Here is a 20078-nt window from a genome sequence, read left to right on the forward strand (position 1 = left end):
ACAAAACCTGTTCTTCCGCCGGCCGTTTTGGCCGGACCTGCACCTATTTCGGACAGCTATTCTCTCCGTTTTTTTCTTGATACAAAATCTGCAAATCCAGGCAGAAAAAAAGACACCCATTAAAGGTGTCATAAAGTTTTTAAAACCCTATTCTTCTTGTTCAATAAATATTTCAGTTTGTCCATCAGCTGCTTTTACTGTAGCGATTGCCCCGATTGGCAGCGTCACAAATGGCTGGACATGGCCAATGTTGACATTTGCGATGATTGGTATATTCCGCAGTTCTTCCTTACTGGAAATGATCTTTCTTAATGCCTCTTCAGTAATATTGGAGTTCTTTTGGAAACGGCCAATCAAAAGAGCCTTTATCGAGTCAGCATCCGGAAGATGCAGCAAAGATTGCAGGTCCCTGTCAAAGCTCCTGGAATGGCTTTCCTCATCATCCTCAATGAACAGGATGCTATCCTTCAGGGAAGGCATGAATTCTGTACCCTGAAGCAGGTTCATCGTACAGAGATTTCCGCCGATCAGTTTCCCCTCGGCTTCACCTTCCTGGAGAATCAGGTAGCCATTTTGTTCGTGAAATGTCCGATTTTCCTGGTCAAGATACCAGGCATCGTCAGACCACGTTTCAGATGGAACAACCTCATATGGAGCATCATTTGTTACTGCCTGCAGAAACGATTCCATCGTATAATCAAGTCCATGCTTCACGCCGAAGCTCGAGAAATGGGGCCCTGAATAGGTTACGAGGCCAGTTTTCTTATAAATTGCCAGCTGCAACGCTGTAATGTCACTGTAACCGCAAAAAATCTTCGGATTAGCAGCAATCAGGTCGAAGTCTATATATTTTAGTAGCTGATTGGAATTATAACCGCCAATCGCAGTAAGAATCCCTTTTACATTCGGATCTGCAAAAGCGTCATGCAAGTCTTCGATTCTTTCTTCAATAGAAGAACTAAAAAACTCATCATGCGTATCTGCGTTCTTCCCGAATGTCACATTGAAGCCCAGATTATTCAATCTTTCAACAGCCAAATCGACCTGTGCTTCTTTTAAAATGATCATGCTCGTCGCAGGTGCGATTACTCTTATTTCATCCCCTGGCACTAGTTTAGGTGCAAACATACTCTCCCCGCCTTCTCTGTATATAGGTTTATTTTAACAAAGAAAGGGATAAGTGTAAGCATCTTTAAACCAGTGCAGGCTCCGGTTTCCGGCCAGTCCTCGATTTTTCGATTATGTCGGTCGCAATCCATACTCCGCATGCGCTAGCCTGTGCCAGTCCTCTCGTGATTCCGGCACCGTCCCCTCCAACATACAAGCCACTAATTTCAGTCTCGAACTTGTCATTCAACTTTGGCCTTGCGGAATAGAATTTCGCCTCTACTCCATAGAACAAAGTATGGTCTGAAGCCAGACCAGGAGTAACCTGGTTGAGCGCTTCGGTCATCTCGATCAAACTCTTGAGCGTGTTATATGGAAGGACAAGTCCTAAATCTCCAGGCACAGCCTCCTTCATAGAGGGTTCCAGGAATCCTTCTTTAATCCTTTTTTCCGTTGACCTTCGCCCTTTTAAAATATCACCGTATTTCTGCACAATCAGGCCGCCATTTGATAGGCTGTTCGCCAGCCTGGAGATTTCATGGGCATATTCATTCGGCTTATCGAATGGCTCAGAAAATGTATGTGATACAAGCAAAGCAAAATTGGTATTGCTGCTTCCAAGATTAGGATCTTTGTAGGCATGGCCATTAGCAAGCATGATTCCAGAATGGTTCTCGACTACAACATGTCCAGATGGATTGCTGCAGAATGTTCTCACACTGGTCCCCACAGAAGTATTGAAAATGAATTTACCTTCATATAAATGTTCGTTTATTTCCTCCATGACGACATTGGAAGTTTCAACACGAACACCAATATCGACCTGGTTATTAATCATCTTTAGCCTTCTTTTTTTCATAAGCTGTGTCAGCCATTTAGAGCCATCACGACCAGGCGCAACTACAACTTTCTCAGCGAAAATTTTCTCGCCGTTCTTAAGCTCAACACCTGTGACTCTATGGCCTTCCGGCGTCTTTTCTGTAATCAAATCCTCGATTTCTGTCTTGAACGCCATATCCACCTTTTCTTTTAAGTACTCAAAAATGTTTTTTAAAATCTCGAGATTCTGTTCAGTGCCAAGATGGCGTACCTGTGCTCTAAGCAGCTTCAATCCTGCAGCATAGCCCCTTCTCTCAATTTCACGTACCTTATCTGTCATCGGGTCAGTTATGCTTTCAGTTGCACCATGCTTGAGATTGATTTCATCTACGTATTTAATTAATTCGACCACTTTTGAATCAGGAAGGTAATCCGTCATCCATCCGCCGAATTCACTTGTAATATTGAACTTCCCATCAGAATAGGCACCGGCACCGCCAAATCCATTGGTAATCGAACATGCCGGGAGACACCCTGCAAAATCCTTCTTCCCTGCTGCTGGCGGACATTTTTCAATCTTCTTTTGCAAAATCGGGCAGTTCCTCCGATAAATATCGTGGCCTTTATCAACTAGCAAGACATTCGCATCAGGCATCTTCAACGATAGTTCATAACAAGTAAAAATACCTGCCGGACCTGCTCCAACGACAATCACATCATAGTTTGTATTCATTCAGCATCCCCCGCCAATCAGTTTTTTGCTTAACCATTGGTAAATATAACAAATGAAAGTAAGGGAGTCAACCATAATCACGAACTATAAATTAATAAATATTATAAAACGTTCGTATTTAAGAAAGGCAAAATAAGAGGCTGCCTCTGTCAGGCAACCTCTCAAGTTATTTTATCTCGGTTTTGGTTTTTACCAGTTATAGCTGCAGCATGCACCAATGATGATTAACAAAATGAACAATACAACGATCAATGCAAAACCGCCGTATCCGTAACCAGCACCTGCCACTCCTGCATAAGGATAACCTCCGCCGCAGAAAGTACCTTGAACACCTTGAACTCCTTGAACAGGCATAGGGGCATTATCATATCCGTACATTCAAAATCACTCCTCGTTTGTTTTTGAATTGCTTTCCCTTTACGGTATGATATGGGTACTTGACCCGTTTGTGCATTAGCCTATTTTTTGAAATTTCTAGATTTTTAAAAATGCTCTTTGAACGAGGATGTGGATGTCCGCTAAAGTCCTTATAATATCGCAAGAAGAAAAATTTTATTTCAATGATTCAGAAAAAGCGTCTAAAATGGAAATAGAGATCTTATTTTCCGGAGGGATCCCAACAAGAATGAAACTCAGCACTAAAAAAATTTACAGTATATTTTTCATTACCGCCGCAGTCATTTCTTTTTTAGCGATAAAGTCAGAGCATTACCTTTCCAAGGATATAACAGTTTATGAAAAAATCGCCTCTGGGTCATCGTTTAATTATTTGATAATCGGAGACAGCATTGGCCGGGGTGCAGGAGCAGAGAATAAGGATTTGCGCTGGTACAGCCAGCTAGAGATGCTTCTTAAGGATTTCAGCGGATCGCGGGCAAGAAGAAATATGCTCGTCCAGAGTGGAGCAACCTCCTTTGAAGGAATTTACAAACTGCAAAAGTCGCCGAAGTTCCGGGACATTGATCTCATCTTTATTGTTTTTGGCGAAAATGACCGTAAATACATGGATTCCGAACAGTTTACTTTTTTTTATGAAAAATTGATCCGTGATGCAAAGGAGCGTTACCCTGGCTCAGAAATCGTCACCATCATTGAAAGTCCGTTAAAACAAGAACAATTTGCTGATTCGATTGAAAGAGTTTCCACCCATTACGGAGCAAAGACACTGGACATGCGCATTCCCTTCAAGCAATCAGGAATGCTCACAGAGCAGCTAACCACTGATATGGTCCATCCTAATGGCAGGGGATATCAGTTGTACGCTGCCTCCATACTTGAACTGATTAAAAATAATATCGAGATAGATGCCGAGATTGCCAGTCTGCCAAAGCCCTTAACCAGGGATCAAACTTTATACCTATATGAAAAAAAGCTAGTAACTGCACGCAAAGGATTCAGGAGTGAAAATGGAATAAATATAAGCAAAAGACCTGAGGATTATCTAGAGTACGAATTCGAAGGCCCCATTCTTGGGGTAAATGCCGTTCGAAGCCTGGACGGGGGAACGCTGAAGGTTTATATTGACGGGGAATATGTCAGGACACTTTCCACCTGGTGGCCTTTTACTCGTGAAAGGTATCTTTATATCGCAAGCGGCCTGGATAAGGGACATCACACTGTCCGGTTTGAAGCAGTAGAAACCCCCTCTCCAAACAACACGAGTGATAATTCAATCATCCAGGTTTCATCGATTATCGTCGCTAAGGATAAGAAAAATTAATCATAGAAAAATCATGTTAAAAAGTGTATGATACTTCCATATGTTTTGAATAAGGAGTTTACTATGAAAAGTGTACTGAAGAATTTCATTAATGGGATCCTGACAATAGTCCCCATCATTCTCGTTATCTATGTCATTTATAAAACATTCATGTTTTTGGACAGCCTTCTTGGTAATGTTCTGAAGCCATATTTGCAAGAAAGATACATTCCGGGTATCGGCCTTCTGACGACCCTTGTCCTTATCACCATTCTGGGATGGTTGTCCACCCGATTCATCACCGGAAGTATCATCAAGCTAATTGACAGGCTATTGGATAAAACCCCTTTCGTAAAGACGGTTTATTCCGTTATAAAGGATACGGTCCACTCCTTCCTTGGCGAGAAAAAGTCGTTTTCCAAGGTCGCTTTGGTTACGATTCCTGGTACCAATATGAAGAGCCTCGGCTTCATTACTACAGAAAACCTGAAGGCATTCCACGAGCCATTATCAGAGCATGTTGCTGTCTACGTGCCTCAAACGTTTCAGGTGGCAGGGTTCACTTTCCTGATCCCCAAGACCGAGGTGGAAATCATTGATGTCAAGCCAGAAGATGCAATGAAATTTATCCTCTCTGGCGGAATGACTTCGTCTAATGGACAAAAGACTGTTAATTAAAGGATGTTTTCGTAAAAATTGTAGTTAAAATCCTAAAGCCGATTTTAACGTAATATATACCCATTTTGCAGGTCGGTAATAAATTTTCATGCTCTTTTCTCATAAGAAGCGGCAACTTTACGAAGGAATATGGGTAATTCATCCAATTTTGTATTCAATAGCAACAAAGTTTGAAAAAGGAGCCTAATGAAAACAGCCGCTGAATCAGCGGCTGTTTTCATTTTGCCTTTATGGTTGTTTTCGGGTGATCTTCTTTCTGCCGAGCATCCCGAAAACTGTGTCTCCACTATTCAAACGTCACCTCAAGGATGGGTGTCGCACCCTTTTCTACATTGCCTTCTGTTAAAACCTTCAATGAGGCAGCTTGATCTGTGTTGGTTATAATGACTGGTGTTACCGTACTCTTTGCCTTTTCGCTGATGATTTCCATATCAAAGGTCACTAGCCTTTCCCCAGCCTTGACTGTATCACCTTGCTTCACATGCGTTTCGAAGCCTTCTCCCTTGAGGGAAACAGTCTCCAACCCAATATGAATCAGTATCTCTGCTCCGTTTTTCGCCCTGATTCCGACCGCGTGCTTAGTCGGGAACACCTGCATTATTTCACCATCAATCGGTGATACCACAACTCCCTCAGACGGTTCGATTGCCAATCCGTCCCCCATCATTTTTTCAGAAAAAACAGGATCCGGAACTGCACTTAAATTTACTGCCTTCCCCATCATTGGTGCTACCAGCTGAATTGTTTTTATAGGTTCTTCTTTTTTTCCGAATAACTTTTTAAACATAATAATCATTCCTTCCATTTTAAGAGCTATGATTAACCCTTTGGTTAATCCTTTGATTAACCCTGGAACAACTTGAGGTATTCTCCATACCCTTCCTCTTCCATTTTTTCTTTCGAAACAAACCTCAATGCAGCCGAATTAATGCAATACCGCAAACCATTCTCTCCCGGGCCATCATCAAACACGTGGCCCAAATGAGAATCTGCTGTTTTGCTCCGTACTTCAGTTCTGACCATAAAATGGCTCGTGTCTTGTTTTTCGATTACTTCTTCATCCATAATCGGCTTAGTGAAGCTCGGCCAGCCGCATCCGGCATCATATTTATCCCTGGAACTAAATAATGCCTTGCCTGAGACGACATCGACATATATTCCCTCTCTTAGGTCATTCCAATATTCATTCCTGAACGGCGGTTCTGTTCCGTTATTTTGCGTAACCTCATACTGCATGGGAGTCAATTTCTTCTTTAACTCCTCTGGATCTTTTTTCATCATTTCTTTTCCTCCCAATGATTCTTGATAAAAGCTGAACGTCCTGAACCAACATGATAAGCATTATATCTTTCTGGATTTTTCTTATAATAACCCTGATGGTATGTCTCTGCAGGATAAAATGGTTTGGCTGGCAGAATTGGAGTTACGATTGGCTTTTTAAATACCCCGCTTTCCCCAAGCTTCTTTTTCGATTCTTCCGCTAACTGTCTTTGCCCTTCATTATGATAAAAAATCGCAGTTTGGTATGACTGCCCCCTGTCGTAAAACTGACCTCCGGGATCGGTTGGATCTATTTGCTGCCAGTATAGCTGCAGCAGTTTTTCATAAGGAAAGATATCTGGATCGAATGTGATTTGTACTGCTTCATAATGTCCGGTTGTCTCGCTGCAAACCTGCTCATAAGTAGGATTCTCAGTCGTGCCTCCCGTGTAGCCGGAAACAACGCTGACAATCCCCGGCTGCTCATCAAACGGCTTGACCATACACCAGAAACAGCCGCCGGCAAATGTCGCAAGCTCATGATCCTTTTTTTTCATCATATTGACACCTCTTCTTTCAAGCCTTGGATAAACGAAAAAACACCCTACTCAAATACTTATTCCCTATTGTATATCTTTTAAAGCAAAAAACACATTGAGAACCCTTAAACAGCAACAGCCCCTTCCAGAGAAGGGGCTGTTCATTATTTTCGTTTGTACTTTGCATTGTGACGGATTTCTTTATTGATGTTTTTCCAGTGCTTTTTTTCTTCGGCTTGCGCCTTTTTATCCAGCTTCCTGTCAATATAGGCAAGCTCTTTTTGCAGCTTTTTATAGCTCAAAAGCCTGTTTTCATCAAGAAGGCCATTGCTGATCGCTGACCAAACTGCACAGCCTGGTTCGTTCTTATGACTGCAATCACGAAATTTGCATCCATCCGCATATTGCTCAATATCCGCGAAGCTCTCGATGATTCCTTCCTCACTTGACCAAAGCTGAATTTCCCTCATTCCTGGTGTGTCTATTAGTATCGCTCCTCCAGGAAGCAAAACCATTTCCCGATGAGTCGTAGTATGCTTACCCTTATCATCACTTTCCCTAATCTCCTGGACCAGCTGCTTTTCAAATCCTGTGAAGTAATTGACAAGACTAGACTTGCCGACTCCTGACGATCCAATTAAGGCCACTGTTTTACCTGGTGCAAGATAGGGTCGAACTTCCTCGGTCCCCGTTCCCTCTAGAACACTCACTGCAATTACAGGTACCCCGATAGCCACTGATGAAACTTGATCCATCTTCGCTTTTAAATCTGTCACTAAATCGGCTTTGCTCAAAATGATGACAGGGTTTGAACCACTTTCCCAGGCAAGCAGCAGGTATCGTTCAATTCTTCTCAGATTCAAATCATCATTAAGTGAATTTACGATGAACACTGTATCAACATTCGCTGCGACAATTTGCTCCTCGGTAACCTGCCCAGCAGCCTTTCTGGAAAACTTGCTTTTACGCGGCAAGATCCCCTTGATTATTCCACGCATTTCCCCTGGGGAAGTTTGTACGGCAACCCAGTCACCAACTGCCGGCAGGTCTTCACGACTGATTGCATCAAATGTTAATTTGCCAGCTAAAGTGCACAGGTATTCTCCATCTTCGAGCCATACCCTGTAACTATGCTTATGCTCTAACGCTACCCTGCCGAGCTTGAATCCAATAGGATAATATTCATTAAACTGGCTGCTCAATTCAGCTGTCATTCCGATATTTTCAAAATTCTTCAATTCATTTTTCCTCCATCATGCTAAAAATAAAAACCACAGGCACGCACAGCCCGTGGTTCATAAGCATGGAGAAAAAAGACTAATAGTCGTTTGATCCGCTTAGGTTAAGGGGCCGTGCAACAAGTAATCGACATCGTCAATACATTTAACATTCTGCTCATTGCACTCCACCTGCCTCTCGTTAAGTTAATTATAGTATATGGAAAAACATTCCTCATGTAAAGCTTAAATTCAAATTTTTTAATATAACCACCGAAGCTGTCTCGCACCTATTGCGCCCAATTTGCATATTTTACATTTGAGCATTCAATAAAATTAGGAGTGAGGGGTATGTCCATTAGGAACCAGAATGATTACCTGCACAAAGCAGCCATGTATGATTTATTGGCTAATTATTATAAATACCTTGACCCAAATAGGCACGTCATGTATTACCACAAGCACCTGAGGAATTTAAATAAGGCTGTCCAGTTAATGCGCTCTTATACAGTACCGACCAGTCAATCGAACACATTACCATCCATGGTGCGTTTTTTGCATGCTTCCCCGGAGGTGGATGACGTCGATATTTATGTAAACGGCAGCAGAGTGCTCCGCGACTTCAGTTATAAAACGAACAGCAGCCACATGCAGTTACAGCCGGGGAAATATCAGGTCGATATCTATCCTGCAGGAGATAGCGTTTCTACTGTAATCAGCAAAAAGATTACGGTCGAACCTGGGCGGATTTATACAGCTGCCATTGCCGGGCCAGCCAATAAGTTAAGACTGCTAACATTTGAAGACAACCCGCAAACACCGGTAGGAGAAACTAAGGCCAGGTTTATTCACCTTTCCCCGGACGCACCTGCTGTAGATATCGCAGGAAAAAATGGAGATGTAATTTTCCCGAACGTATCATATAAACAGGCAACAACTTATTTGGCCCTGACCCCAATGACCGTTACGTTAGAAGCAAAAGTTGCCGGTACTAAGAATACGGTTGTTACAATTCCTGATGTGAAATTGGAGCCAAACAATGCCTACACAATCGTCGCGGTGGGCACTGCTAAAGGCGAACCGCCAATTGAAGTAATTTTATTGCAAGGATAATGAGGCCGGTCGCCCGGCCTGACTTTTTTCTGCAAACTGGTCATTTTATGGTCCTATCTATCCTTTTCCAGCTAAATATACCTCACTGTAATAACAGTTCCATACCTTGATAAGCGCATAAAATAAAAAGAAGGCACCCTAAAGAGTACCTTCTTAATCTGCTGGAACAAGCAGGGTAAATTTAATATTGTCCTTTTTCAAATCAAATTCATTTACACGGACCTTGATATCACTTTTCAGCTTCAGCCTATGCATAGATACGTATACTCGTTCTTCCTTTGGCTGGATATTTACAGCATCCGGCAAATCGTAGCTGTCACGGACAAATTTAAGTACCGTTGATACAGGAAGATTGAGTTTCCCCACTGAAATTGATCTCTGCTTTAAAATTAAATCACCATTCTTCAAAGCTTGCGGTTCAAAGGTCAGCTTCAACTCCAGCTCTTGACTGAAGAGCGGCAGCGTCCCATATAATTCTACCTCATCTGTCAGCAAAACTTGATAGTCCATCTGACTATTTTTTGCTTCCTCTTCTAAGTAATGGTTGATTACTCTGTTTAAATCACGTTTGTTTGTCGATACATTAAAAGCAACATCATTCGTTCCAGAGCCATTCGTCCCTGGCTCTAATTTTGATTCCTCCACTGGTGAGGCTATGAGGATCCAAATTAACAGGATGGCTGCAGCCATGACACCCAAAAGAATAAAGAAACCGATTTTCCACTTATTTTTTATCATTAATCTTTGTAACTCCTCTTCACAATCTTTTGACCTTAGTTAGACATCGAATCAATGACCTGTTCATCAAGGATTTCATAAATCCGATCAGCTATTAATTGGTATCCACGGTCATTTGGGTGAAAATAATCAGTATATAACAGGTTTTCTTCATTATTAAGGAAAATATCATGAATGTCGACAAAATATGCATTTCCGTCCTTCTCGACTATTGAAAGGCTTTGACCGTTCCATTCATCCACAATTAGATTCATTTCCTTAACATCAGCAAACCAGTTGTAAAATGGATTGTAGAGCCCGACTAAAACGATCGGAGCTTCTTGGTTTTGGTTGCGAATTGACAAGAAAATTTCCTGCAGCTGCTCTGCGAACAATTTTTGTTCTGTTTGAAAATGATTTAGCTTGAGACTTGAAAAATTTTCTTTGACAACCTTCATTAAATCATTCCCGCCGATCGTTAATATGATCAGGTCGGCTCCTTCAATAGAAGATTGGACATTTTTGTTATTCAGTCTTTTCAAAAGCTGGTCAGTCCTATTTCCTCTTACACCAAAATTTTCGAAATTCGCATTTTTAATTGTCTTTTCATTTTCAAGCTGCTGTGTAAGGTATGGGATATATCCGCCTGTATTCGTACTGTCCCCTACACCCTGTGTGAGTGAGTCCCCGGCAGCCACAATATGCAAATCCTTTGGGAAAAATGAAGCCGGCAACGCTTCCTTTATTTCCATTCCCGTTTCCTTGACCTTATTGAAGTTCCCTTTTTGCAAATTTTCAAACTGACTGCAGGATCCTAATATCATGATCATTGTCAGTGCTACATAAAGAAAGGTGAATTTCTTCAACAATATTAATCACCTACCTTTAAAAGTATAATCATTATAACATTTAATGCTTTTTCTGGCGTTATACACGCATTACTAGCCTTCAATCCTTTTCGGCTTTCTCCCGATTGTTAATTTAATTTGTTCAAACTGGTGACACTTATTCCCCGACCCAAAAAAACAGGCCACAAATGTGGCCTACTGGAGTGCTTTGATATCTTCAATTATCTGTTCGAAAGGAACTTCCTTCAATCCGGTATAATATTTCCTCATATCCCCGTTTTGATCGACCAGATAAAAATCAGTACCATGAATGACCTGATCCCCAGTCTCCGGTTTCTTGACAAGAGTCTTAAAGTTTTCAAGCGCGAATTTTTCTATTTCCTCTTGTGTATAACCTGTAAGGAACGACCAGTTCTTGAAATCAACATTGAACTTCTTGCCATACTCCTTAAGTGCCTCAGGATTGTCCACAGCAGGATCTACACTGAAAGAAACAATCTCCACGTCCTTAAGCCCTTCTTCTTTGATCCTGTCCTGAAGCTTCGACATATTGGCCGTCATTGGCGGGCACACATCAGCACAGTTCGTGAATATAAAGCTCGCCATCCAGACTTTTCCTTCTAAATCCGCTTTACTTACTGATTCACCATCTTGATTCGTGAAAGTAAAATCCTCGATAGGATAATTCTTCGCATCCTTTAGGCCGCTGTTTCCACACCCCGCAGCGAAAATGATTACTGCTGCAAGCATGAGAAGCGTAAAAACCTTTTTCAAAATCATCACCTGCAATCTTTCGAATAATGTCCATAGACAATTCTAGCAGACGCATTTGAGAGAAGAAAGAAAAAGGTATGAAAGAAGTGTGAAATTATCATCATTTACCCTGTGCCATTGTGGACTTGTGAATTTTTCATCGTTGTGAAGAAATCTTTAATGAACTCTGTATAACTGAAGTTAATAGCTACTTTATGAACTGGATATTCGGCTTTATCAATTGAATTCCTGAAATCCCCGATGCTCTGTCCAAATGCCTCACCTTTATTCACAACAATTTTAACAGGAATTTCAAGGGAAACAACATGGTCTTCTTTTATCAATGCCCATAATGTAAGAACATCGTGAAGAGGGGCACCCGTCAATTCAGGATCCCGCTCCTTATAAAACTTGTAGTAATAATCGAACATTGGCTTCACCAGCTTTCCTACTTCACTACCGATAGTATGGTAATGCTCATCTAACTCATTGATCAACGCCGGTGTCACGATCGCTCCACTTGTCACATTAAGCGGGATGATTTTCACGGGTTGTTTCGCTTGCGTCAATACAATATTCGCTGCATATGGATCTCCATAAAAATTCGCTTCAGCCACTGGAGTAACATTTCCAGGTTCGTTGAATGCACCGCCCATAATGTAAAAATCCTTTACTTTTTTCATGGTTTCAGGATAGAGAATGAAAGCAGCCGCAAGCGATGAAAGCCTGCCTACATTCACTATAATGATATCATCCGGATTTTTTTCGATGATTTCCTGGATCCCATGGAAGTTTTCAAGAGTGTAATCCACATCAATATCAGGGATGATTGGTCCGAGCCCTTCAATGCCGTGGACGTCAGGCACATATTCAGGCGGATCTCCTGTCAATGGCAGTTCTGCACCTGCAAAAGCTGGAACATCAGGTCTCCCTGTAAGCTTTTGCAAATAAGCGGCATTTCGAAGGGCATCTTGTTTTGAAACATTGCCGTAATCGGCAACTACACCAACCAAATCTATTTCCTTGTTAAAAAACGCATATAATACAGCAATATTGTCATCTATCCCAAAATCACTAAAGAAAAGTACTTTTTTCATCAAGTTCGGGCACCTCCTGTTTAAATTATATTGAGGCCTTTGAAAATAATGGCAAAAATTTAAAAAGCCCTGAATTTTACTCAGGGCTTTCTGTAAATATTGGGACCATTATCTCAAAGGTGGTGCCTTCACCTTTTTTGCTTGATACCTTTATCTGCCCTTTCATCCTTTCAACAATCTGGTAGCAAACCATCAGCCCCATGCCTGTTCCGCGTTCCTTCAACGAATAAAAAGCCGTTCCAAGTCTTGAAAGCTCCTCCGCGGTCATCCCGATGCCCGTATCCTTGATGACAAATACACCGAAATCTCCTTGCTTCTCAAGTGTCATGCTAAGCTTTCCACCATCACCCATCGCCTCGATGCCATTTTTCAAGATATTGATGAGTACTTGTTTTAATTCACTTTTATTGCCCCTTATTTTTACCTGATTCTTGATTTCAGTGTGCATAGAAATGTTTTTTGACATCATAGCGTAAGAACTCATTAAATCCATTACCTGCTCCGTCATCTCACTGCCATCGATGATTACAAGCTTTCCAATATCCGGCTTGGCTAGACTCAAGTAGTCATTTATGATTGTCTCCGCCCTGTTCAATTCTTCAATCATAAGTTTTAAATACATATGATCTTCTTCAGACATCTCTTTAGAAAGGAAAATTTGCAGAAAACCTTTCACAACAGTCATAGGATTTCTGATTTCATGGGCAACAGAGGCAGCCAGCTGGCCTATCGCGTTCATTTTCTCGGCACGCTGAAGCTCCTGCTGAAGTTTTGTACGTTCAAATATATCCTCCATTGTGTTGATCGCTTCCTCTAATAAAAGCGACTCCTTATCCTCCAGGGATGTTTGACCCAGTTGCTTTGATGCAGCTGATACCCTCTCAAATAGTTGGGAGAGCTGGGAAGCCATCTCATTGAATTTTTCGCTCAATAAACTTAACTCTGATTGATCATGCACAGGCAGCTTGACGGTAAAATTTCCGGAACTGATTTCCTTTATGCCAAAAAACAAGTCATCTACTGGTTTCATGACCTTCCTTAGGCCCCAATGCAGGATTACATACACAACAGCCAGGATGGCCGCCATCTCCAATAATAACAGCAAGAGTATTTCCATTTGATTTTCCTTGATGATGGATGCCTTTGCATCTATCCCAAGAATGGCCACCACATTTCCACTGTTATCTGTAATTGGGGCGAAGGATGAAATCCAAGAACCGTATTGATCAGTGAATACATCTGTACTCGTTATAGTCTTATTTTCCCTTGTTTTCCGATATGCTCTTATAAATTCTTCACCTGCATCATAGTACATCAGGGAATCGAATGAGTAATCCCTATAAATATCAGATGCTGAAAGGATGTAAACTTTCTGATTTGGATATTCTTCAGGCAGCATAACATAAGCCCCAAGGAATGACGCACTTTTGTCTCCCACCATAGTCAAAAGCTTCTCAAGTCGCCTGATTGAAGGATTTGACTTATCCCGGGATTCATCAGCCTTTCTAATATCCTCAGGGTCAAGTGTAGATGACCAAATTCCTGCGACTCCTTCAACCTTGTCAGCCATTTGAGTTTTCAATTGTTTTGACTGCAGGTAGAAGCTCGTACCCATTGTCGATACGACTACGACCGTTGTGATCATAAATGAGAACATTAGTATCTTTTTGAATAATGGCAGGTTCTTTACATTTAGCTTCATATTTTCATTGTCACATTCCGTTCTATGCTAAAGTGAATAATTGAAAATATTCGACATAAACCTTTAAATATCCTGTATTTTTAAAAAACTTTAGTTAGTTAAAAAGAACGAAAAAAGTCCTGAAATTTTACAATTCAGGACTTGAACGATATTTCATATTAAGCTATTCAAAGTAATACATGAACCCAATAGCGCCCGGTCCCGTGTGGGTGCTTACAATTGGAGTCGTATCTTCGATAGTAAAGTCATCATATCCGGAAGTTTCAATGACGGCTTCCTTTATTTTCTCAGCGAGACCTTTTCCCTCTGCATGGGTAAGCCCTATCCCTTTGATGGTTTTCCCCTCTGTATCTGCAGCAAATTGATTTCTAAGGTACTTTACGACTTGCGAATGACTTCTTGCTTTAGAGACAGGAGTATATTCTCCACCTTCGAGAGATGCGATCGGTTTTATATTCAATAATGAGCCGATCATCGCTTTTCCTTTGCCAATCCGTCCTCCCTTGACCAAATTTTCAAGGGTATCTACGACGACAAAAAGGCGGGTCTGTTCTCTTATCTCATCTAGCCTTGCTACTATTTCTTCCGCCGATTTTCCGTCAGCGGCCATTTGGGCAGCTTCAAGAACCTGGAACGCCAAACCCTTCGAAATAAAGCGGGAATCAACCACATTTACCTTTGCTCTTGTCATCTGGGCGGCACTTTCAGCAGAACGCACTGTACCGCTCATACCGCCTGTCATATGTATCGATATGATTTCATAACCATCCGCGGCCAGCGCGTCATATACCTTCAAGAATTCCCCGGCAGGCGGCTGCGAGCTCTTTGGCAATTCTGAAGAAGCTTTCATTTTTCCCATGAACTCTTTTGGACTAATATCCACTCTATCTAAATAATTTTTACCATTGATAGAAATAGATAAAGGGACAACGATAATCCCCCACTTTTCAATGAGCTTATCATTCAAATCACAAGTAGAATCAGTTACAATTTTGATTTTAGCCATAAATTCACATCCCTATCAAAACACTAGATTATGACTATTATACCTATTTTGAAATGCAAATAAAAATATTTACATTCATTATTGTAATTTGTCTTAGAATGCTAGAATTTTAGTAACTATAGAATACATCCGGATTGGTTAGGCTATAAATTAACTCCGTAAAAAATAAGAAAAGCGCAAGCGCCTTGGTCAGCCCCGACAAGCGCTGGAGGACCTGACAGTGAAGTCGTTCTTTGACTTCATTGACAGGACCGAAGCGACTCGAGGGGCTAGGCGCTGGAGCTGGACACTGATTTGAATCTAGAAGCTTATACATTCTTATAAAAGAACAAAAGCGCCTTTTTCGAGGCGCTTCAAAAATGAATCATCAGGCGTTATTTTTCAACTCAGCCGATTTGAATAACTGCTCATAATCCGGCCACTTCATAACTCTTTTTAGATACTCTTTAAAAGAATAATACATTTTTGCGTTTCTTTCCTGATAGATCGCTGTTATAAAAGTTTGCAAACGGACTTGGATCATAAAATAATAGGTGCTCTCTTCTTCCAACACAGGAATATCCACGACTTTAACCTTCTGTCCAACAACATTTTTGAACTCCAGGCTTTTGAATAACAAAATATCAATCCTCTTTTATACCCGTTTGAATATATTATACCCTAAATCCTGGTCGAAATGTGTCTGTTTACGGAGATAATAATTTTTTTTTTGTGATTTTTTTGCTTCCAGATAACGTATTAATCTTCATGCTTTTCAAATATTCAATAGGGTGCTTAAAAGAAATGATTCGGTTTTGATTACAAAAAAACGCGTGGAAATTCCACACGTTTGAATAACTGTTTATACTTGTTTTGTATCTTGATCCATATCCTTTATTACAAGGATGATTCCTCTTCGCTATCCTCGTCCATATCCCCGTATTGCTCTTGCCATTCTTTTTCCTTCTTGAGCTTCCGTTTGTAAACAAATTTGGACAAGTTTACGCTGATTTCATACAAAACCAGAAGCGGAATCGTAACCAGGATATCTGACATGAAATCAGGCGGTGAAATGATGACTGAAATCACAATCAATATAAAGTAAGCATACTTTCTTACCTTAACCAGGACGTAAGGATTAATGACTCCCAGCGAAGTCAAAAACATGACGACAACCGGCAATTCGAACAGAACTCCAAATGGGAGGGTCATATTCATGATGAACTTGAAATACTTTTCCGCCGTAAAGTTCGTTACAAGCATATCCCCGCTAAGTTCCACGAGGAAATTCAGAACCGTCGGAAAAATCACAAAGTAGCCAAAAGCAAGACCAACGATGAATAGTATGAATAACGCCGGGATATACGAAAGTGATATTTTCCTTTCAATCGGCCTGAGTGCTGGTTTGACAAAAAGCCAAATCTGTGTGGCCAATACAGGAATCGTACCAGCAATCGCGATGATGGTGGCAAGCATGAAGTAAATCCATACGATATCACTTGGACCTAAGACTATTAACTTTACGTCCAAATCCCGGACAAAAAAGTTATATATATCTTTAACATAGAAGAAGCCTATGCCAAAGAAAATAATGAATGCTACAGCCGAGATGATCAGCCTTTTCCGCAGCTCATCGAGATGATCCACCAGATTTAATTCTTTATCGTCCATATAACAATCCCCTGCCAATTCCGTTTGGTGCATTTCTTGAATAAAGCCTGTCATTTACAAGCCTTTTAAGAAAAAAGGTGTAAGACAAAAGCATCTTACACCTTATTTAGTAACTTTCGTAATTTCCTTCTTTTCTTCTTCAAAATCTTCCATGACGTCGCTTGTCAATTCACGAGTTGACTTCTTGAATTCACGAAGCGTCTGTCCAAATGCACGTCCGATCTCTGGAAGCTTCTTTGGTCCAAAGATAATTAGGGCTAAGACAAGGATTAAGATTAATCCAGGAACTCCGATGTTTGATAACATATCAACATCTCCTTTTTCAAATTGTAAATCTACTATGATTATAGTACTTTTACTCCCCTAAGTGGAGGAATCCCGTGAAAGTTCATAAGAAATTCACAAAGGTCTACGTAATCTAACTAAGTGTGACATTTCTTATTCTATAACATCTATCCTTAATTATCTATTATTAATATTATACCAGTAAATTAAACAACTGATTGTCCTTATTCAATTCCATGAAGGCGAAACCCTTATTCTCCATACTGGCGATCAGTCTCTGGTAATCATGCTTACTCTTTAATTCAATTCCGACAAGAGCGGGCCCGCTTTCTTTATTATTTTTCTTTGTGTACTCAAACCTGGTGATGTCATCCCCAGGTCCAAGTACATCATCAAGGAATTCACGCAACGCACCCGCACGCTGTGGAAAATTGACAATAAAGTAATGCAGCAAACCTTCATGGAGCAGCGACTTTTCCTTAATCTCCTGCATCCTGCTGATATCATTGTTGCCTCCGCTTACAACACATACAACTGACTTTCCTTTTATCTCATCACCGAGAAGGTCCAGGGCAGCAATCGGCAAAGCTCCTGCCGGTTCAGTTACAATTGCATGCTCATTATATAGTTCAAGGATAGATGAACACACTTTCCCTTCTGGAACTGCAACTAGTCTATCGACATTTTCCTTGCAAATTTCATATGTCTTACTGCCAACACATTTTACAGCTGCTCCATCTACGAATGTATCAATTTCCTTTAGGGGAATAACACTATTTTGGTCAAAAGCAGCCCTCATGGAGGCTGCACCGCTAGGCTCAACTCCAACTAGCCTGGTGGTCGGTGATACGCTTTTTATATATGTACCCAATCCTGCCATCAAGCCGCCGCCACCAATACTAGCGATGATATAGTCAACAGAATCCTGACAATCATTCAAGATCTCCACCGCAACGGTTCCCTGTCCGGCAATAACTTTTTCATCATCGAATGGGTGGATGAATTCCCTTCCTTCTTTTTCAGCACACTCCCGCGCCTCACGGAAAGAATCATCGAAGGTATCACCGACCAGGATGATGTCGACGAACTCTCGCCCGAACATTTCGACCTGGCTGATTTTTTTGGCCAGGCGTTGTCGCCGGCATAAAAATTTTTCCGTTCACTCCAAGCTGCCGGCAAGCATATGCTACACCTTGAGCATGATTGCCTGCACTCGCACAAACCACTCCATTATCAAGCCCTTCTTCCCACAATAACTTCATTGAATAATAAGCGCCCCTCAGCTTGAAAGAGCGGACATGCTGCAGATCCTCACGCTTCAAATAAATATCAGCTTCATATTTTTCAGATAATCGCTGGTTCAATTGCAATGGAGTGTGGGCAACAACCTCTTTAAGATGCCGATAAGCAATAAGGATATCCTCTACACTCACCCATTTTTTCTTCACTGTTTCTTGTTTCATTTATGTCACCCTCACTTTGCAAAATATTAATTTTTCCATTATAACATGAAATATCTTTATGTATTGAATTTTTTAAATATTTAAAATTTTAGGCTTTCATGTTGAATAGAATGGTAGTAAAATAACATATAATAACGAAAATACGCTGGAGGGAATGAAATGGAATTTTCATTAAACAGTTATGACGGAGCTTTACCGGTAGAGGTCACACTTGATGAGGATAACGGCCGCTACATGATTCGCAAAAGTGATACAAGCGGAGAGTACTTCAATAGTCCACTGGAAATGGTAAAGTGGATTCGCGACAACTTTAAACCAGATGATTTTTGCATACCCGCAGAATTCACCCAAATGATGAAAAGCCTGGCACAATTCGAATAACAACTCCATAACGTCATCCAGCCATTTTCTAAAAACGAACAGCCCCTGCGATAAGCAGGGGCTGTTGACATTTTAATGAAGGCTGTTTTCGTAAAAAATGTTTTTAAAATCCTAAAGCCGATTTAACGTAATATATACCCATTTTGCAGGTCGGTATTAAGTTTGCATGCTCTTTTCTCATAAGAAGCGTCAACTTTACGAAGGAATATAGGTAATTCCCTCCCATTTTGTATTCAATAGCAACAAAGTTTGAGCAAAGAGCCTTATAGGATGATTATGAGGCTATCCTTTTTTCATTTCGGGATTGAAGGATCGTATCCCTTATTTCTTCCGCAAGGGAAATCAGCTCTTTATCCTTATATTGCCGGCTGTAAACCGGCGGACTAATTGTTACTTTTATTTTTGCAGGTTTGACAAGACGGCCATTTTTTTCAAATACATCAGCCGTGCCCAGGATTGAAATCGGTACTATCGGAACACCAGAATCTTTCGCAAGACGGAAGCCTCCTGCTTTAAAAAGGCCTACAGGACCACCTTTACTTCTCGTTCCTTCCGGAAAAATCACAAGTGAATTTCCTTTCTTTAAAAGTTCCACTCCTGACATAATTGAGCCAGCAGCTTTGTCACGATTCTTCCGGTCAATAAAGACGCAATCAATGGCTTCCATCCAGGAAGATAAAACCGGGACCTTCTTCACTTCAATTTTCGAAATGAACCCAAAAGGTTTTTCAATCGCGCCTATAAGTACAGGTATGTCAAAGTTACCCTCATGGTTACTGGCAAACAGCACCGGACCTTCAGGTATATGATGAAGTCCTTCTACCTCTACCTGCGATCCTGTCAGTGTCATGAAAGTTTTCGCCCACTTTTTTGGTGTATCATGAATAAGTTGCTTTTTAATATCTGGTTTCAAATCTTCAGGCAATCTTTTTAATCTGGATAGTCTGGGGATGGTGTAAACAAGATAGCCACCCATATACAAAAAACACGCAATTAATCGAAGCATTGGAT

At 41.0% G+C, this 20078-nt stretch carries 21 protein-coding genes and 1 pseudogene; 4 read left to right on the top strand and 18 right to left on the bottom strand.

All coding sequences use genetic code 11. The annotated features are described in order from the left end of the window. Positions 1-147: 147 nt before the first annotated feature. From TY49_RS16140 to TY49_RS16150, 3 genes are all read right to left on the bottom strand, one after another. Complete coding sequence (locus TY49_RS16140; RefSeq protein ID WP_041966942.1) at positions 148-1128, bottom strand: S66 family peptidase; 981 nt, start codon at positions 1126-1128, stop codon at positions 148-150. Between the two features lie 64 nt (positions 1129-1192). Further along, a complete protein-coding gene (locus TY49_RS16145; RefSeq protein WP_041966943.1) occupies positions 1193-2659 on the bottom strand; it encodes an NAD(P)/FAD-dependent oxidoreductase in 1467 nt (488 codons plus the stop codon). Between the two features lie 189 nt (positions 2660-2848). Beyond that, positions 2849-3013 carry a YjcZ family sporulation protein gene (locus TY49_RS16150; protein WP_084135517.1) on the bottom strand — a complete coding sequence of 55 codons (165 nt, stop codon included), beginning with the start codon at positions 3011-3013 and terminating at the stop codon, positions 2849-2851. Between the two features lie 157 nt (positions 3014-3170). Between TY49_RS16150 and TY49_RS16155 the strand changes: the two genes are divergently transcribed. Then, positions 3171-4379 (top strand): SGNH/GDSL hydrolase family protein, encoded by a 1209-nt coding sequence (locus TY49_RS16155; protein WP_198135635.1) that lies wholly within the window; start codon positions 3171-3173, stop codon positions 4377-4379. Between the two features lie 63 nt (positions 4380-4442). Continuing rightward, positions 4443-5036 (top strand): DUF502 domain-containing protein, encoded by a 594-nt coding sequence (locus tag TY49_RS16160; RefSeq protein ID WP_041966945.1) that lies wholly within the window; start codon positions 4443-4445, stop codon positions 5034-5036. A gap of 286 nt (positions 5037-5322) precedes the next feature. Here TY49_RS16160 and TY49_RS16170 read toward each other — a convergent pair whose 3' ends face one another. From TY49_RS16170 to rsgA, 4 genes are all read right to left on the bottom strand, one after another. After that, positions 5323-5823 carry a PTS sugar transporter subunit IIA gene (locus TY49_RS16170; protein ID WP_041966947.1) on the bottom strand — a complete coding sequence of 167 codons (501 nt, stop codon included), beginning with the start codon at positions 5821-5823 and terminating at the stop codon, positions 5323-5325. 56 nt (positions 5824-5879) lie between these two features. After that, positions 5880-6314: a peptide-methionine (R)-S-oxide reductase MsrB gene (msrB, locus tag TY49_RS16175; RefSeq protein WP_041966993.1), complete on the bottom strand. Its 435-nt coding sequence runs from the start codon at positions 6312-6314 to the stop codon at positions 5880-5882. Continuing rightward, positions 6314-6853, bottom strand: coding sequence for a peptide-methionine (S)-S-oxide reductase MsrA (msrA, locus tag TY49_RS16180; RefSeq protein ID WP_041966994.1), 540 nt, complete (start codon positions 6851-6853; stop codon positions 6314-6316). Before msrA ends, msrB begins: the two co-directional genes overlap by 1 nt. A 146-nt stretch (positions 6854-6999) precedes the next feature. Next, positions 7000-8049, bottom strand: a complete 1050-nt coding sequence (rsgA, locus tag TY49_RS16185) for a ribosome small subunit-dependent GTPase A (protein WP_041966995.1) — start codon at positions 8047-8049, stop codon at positions 7000-7002. A gap of 354 nt (positions 8050-8403) precedes the next feature. Here rsgA and TY49_RS16190 point away from each other — a divergent pair, with 354 nt between their 5' ends. Continuing rightward, positions 8404-9165, top strand: a complete 762-nt coding sequence (locus tag TY49_RS16190; protein WP_041966948.1) for a DUF4397 domain-containing protein — start codon at positions 8404-8406, stop codon at positions 9163-9165. A 153-nt stretch (positions 9166-9318) separates the two neighbouring features. Here the strand turns inward: TY49_RS16190 and TY49_RS16195 are convergent, their stop codons facing one another. The 10 genes and pseudogenes from TY49_RS16195 to ilvA form a co-directional block, all read right to left on the bottom strand. Next, positions 9319-9903, bottom strand: coding sequence for a YpmS family protein (locus tag TY49_RS16195; RefSeq protein WP_041966949.1), 585 nt, complete (start codon positions 9901-9903; stop codon positions 9319-9321). 35 nt (positions 9904-9938) lie between these two features. Further along, entirely contained in the window at positions 9939-10751 is an 813-nt protein-coding gene (locus tag TY49_RS16200) for an SGNH/GDSL hydrolase family protein (RefSeq protein ID WP_041966950.1), read from the bottom strand. Between the two features lie 174 nt (positions 10752-10925). After that, the gene (locus tag TY49_RS16205; protein WP_156972707.1) at positions 10926-11510 is read right to left on the bottom strand and encodes an SCO family protein; all 585 of its coding nucleotides are present in this window, start codon (positions 11508-11510) and stop codon (positions 10926-10928) included. 98 nt (positions 11511-11608) lie between these two features. After that, on the bottom strand, positions 11609-12583 hold the full coding sequence (locus TY49_RS16210; protein ID WP_198135637.1) for a nucleoside hydrolase: 975 nt from the start codon (positions 12581-12583) through the stop codon (positions 11609-11611). Between the two features lie 73 nt (positions 12584-12656). After that, positions 12657-14282, bottom strand: coding sequence for an ATP-binding protein (locus TY49_RS16215; RefSeq protein ID WP_041966952.1), 1626 nt, complete (start codon positions 14280-14282; stop codon positions 12657-12659). A gap of 163 nt (positions 14283-14445) precedes the next feature. Beyond that, positions 14446-15288: a DegV family protein gene (locus TY49_RS16220; protein WP_041966953.1), complete on the bottom strand. Its 843-nt coding sequence runs from the start codon at positions 15286-15288 to the stop codon at positions 14446-14448. A 367-nt stretch (positions 15289-15655) separates the two neighbouring features. Then, positions 15656-15907 carry a DUF2535 family protein gene (locus TY49_RS16225; RefSeq protein WP_041966954.1) on the bottom strand — a complete coding sequence of 84 codons (252 nt, stop codon included), beginning with the start codon at positions 15905-15907 and terminating at the stop codon, positions 15656-15658. A 257-nt stretch (positions 15908-16164) separates the two neighbouring features. Then, a complete protein-coding gene (tatC, locus tag TY49_RS16230) occupies positions 16165-16938 on the bottom strand; it encodes a twin-arginine translocase subunit TatC (RefSeq protein ID WP_041966955.1) in 774 nt (257 codons plus the stop codon). Positions 16939-17040: 102 nt separating this feature from the next. Then, positions 17041-17244 (bottom strand): twin-arginine translocase TatA/TatE family subunit, encoded by a 204-nt coding sequence (locus TY49_RS16235; protein WP_023627655.1) that lies wholly within the window; start codon positions 17242-17244, stop codon positions 17041-17043. Between the two features lie 172 nt (positions 17245-17416). Then, positions 17417-18686: pseudogene (ilvA, locus tag TY49_RS16240) on the bottom strand (threonine ammonia-lyase IlvA). Positions 18687-18845: 159 nt separating this feature from the next. On the opposite strand from ilvA, the gene TY49_RS16245 reads away from it, so the two are divergent. Then, positions 18846-19067 carry a hypothetical protein gene (locus TY49_RS16245; RefSeq protein ID WP_041966956.1) on the top strand — a complete coding sequence of 74 codons (222 nt, stop codon included), beginning with the start codon at positions 18846-18848 and terminating at the stop codon, positions 19065-19067. A 274-nt stretch (positions 19068-19341) separates the two neighbouring features. Here TY49_RS16245 and TY49_RS16250 read toward each other — a convergent pair whose 3' ends face one another. Further along, positions 19342-20073, bottom strand: a complete 732-nt coding sequence (locus tag TY49_RS16250) for a lysophospholipid acyltransferase family protein (RefSeq protein ID WP_041966957.1) — start codon at positions 20071-20073, stop codon at positions 19342-19344. Positions 20074-20078: the final 5 nt, after the last annotated feature.

Origin of the sequence: Mesobacillus selenatarsenatis SF-1, assembly GCF_000813125.1 — a bacterium.
Lineage (GTDB): Bacteria > Bacillota > Bacilli > Bacillales > Cytobacillaceae > Mesobacillus > Mesobacillus selenatarsenatis.

Excerpts from the sequence above, each read along its gene's own strand:
- TY49_RS16250 (WP_041966957.1), bottom strand. The coding sequence starts at position 20,073 with ATGCTTCGATTAATTGCGTGTTTTTTGTATATGGGTGGCTATCTTGTT.
- TY49_RS16245 (WP_041966956.1), top strand. The coding sequence starts at position 18,846 with ATGGAATTTTCATTAAACAGTTATGACGGAGCTTTACCGGTAGAGGTC.
- rsgA (WP_041966995.1), bottom strand. The coding sequence starts at position 8,049 with ATGACAGCTGAATTGAGCAGCCAGTTTAATGAATATTATCCTATTGGA.
- TY49_RS16195 (WP_041966949.1), bottom strand. The coding sequence starts at position 9,903 with ATGATAAAAAATAAGTGGAAAATCGGTTTCTTTATTCTTTTGGGTGTC.
- TY49_RS16170 (WP_041966947.1), bottom strand. The coding sequence starts at position 5,823 with ATGTTTAAAAAGTTATTCGGAAAAAAAGAAGAACCTATAAAAACAATT.
- TY49_RS16140 (WP_041966942.1), bottom strand. The coding sequence starts at position 1,128 with ATGTTTGCACCTAAACTAGTGCCAGGGGATGAAATAAGAGTAATCGCA.
- TY49_RS16235 (WP_023627655.1), bottom strand. The coding sequence starts at position 17,244 with ATGTTATCAAACATCGGAGTTCCTGGATTAATCTTAATCCTTGTCTTA.
- msrB (WP_041966993.1), bottom strand. The coding sequence starts at position 6,314 with ATGAAAAAAGATCCAGAGGAGTTAAAGAAGAAATTGACTCCCATGCAG.
- TY49_RS16205 (WP_156972707.1), bottom strand. The coding sequence starts at position 11,510 with ATGATTTTGAAAAAGGTTTTTACGCTTCTCATGCTTGCAGCAGTAATC.
- TY49_RS16160 (WP_041966945.1), top strand. The coding sequence starts at position 4,443 with ATGAAAAGTGTACTGAAGAATTTCATTAATGGGATCCTGACAATAGTC.
- TY49_RS16220 (WP_041966953.1), bottom strand. The coding sequence starts at position 15,288 with ATGGCTAAAATCAAAATTGTAACTGATTCTACTTGTGATTTGAATGAT.
- TY49_RS16215 (WP_041966952.1), bottom strand. The coding sequence starts at position 14,282 with ATGAAGCTAAATGTAAAGAACCTGCCATTATTCAAAAAGATACTAATG.
- TY49_RS16150 (WP_084135517.1), bottom strand. The coding sequence starts at position 3,013 with ATGCCTGTTCAAGGAGTTCAAGGTGTTCAAGGTACTTTCTGCGGCGGA.
- msrA (WP_041966994.1), bottom strand. The coding sequence starts at position 6,853 with ATGAAAAAAAAGGATCATGAGCTTGCGACATTTGCCGGCGGCTGTTTC.
- TY49_RS16145 (WP_041966943.1), bottom strand. The coding sequence starts at position 2,659 with ATGAATACAAACTATGATGTGATTGTCGTTGGAGCAGGTCCGGCAGGT.
- TY49_RS16190 (WP_041966948.1), top strand. The coding sequence starts at position 8,404 with ATGTCCATTAGGAACCAGAATGATTACCTGCACAAAGCAGCCATGTAT.
- TY49_RS16155 (WP_198135635.1), top strand. The coding sequence starts at position 3,171 with ATGTCCGCTAAAGTCCTTATAATATCGCAAGAAGAAAAATTTTATTTC.
- tatC (WP_041966955.1), bottom strand. The coding sequence starts at position 16,938 with ATGGACGATAAAGAATTAAATCTGGTGGATCATCTCGATGAGCTGCGG.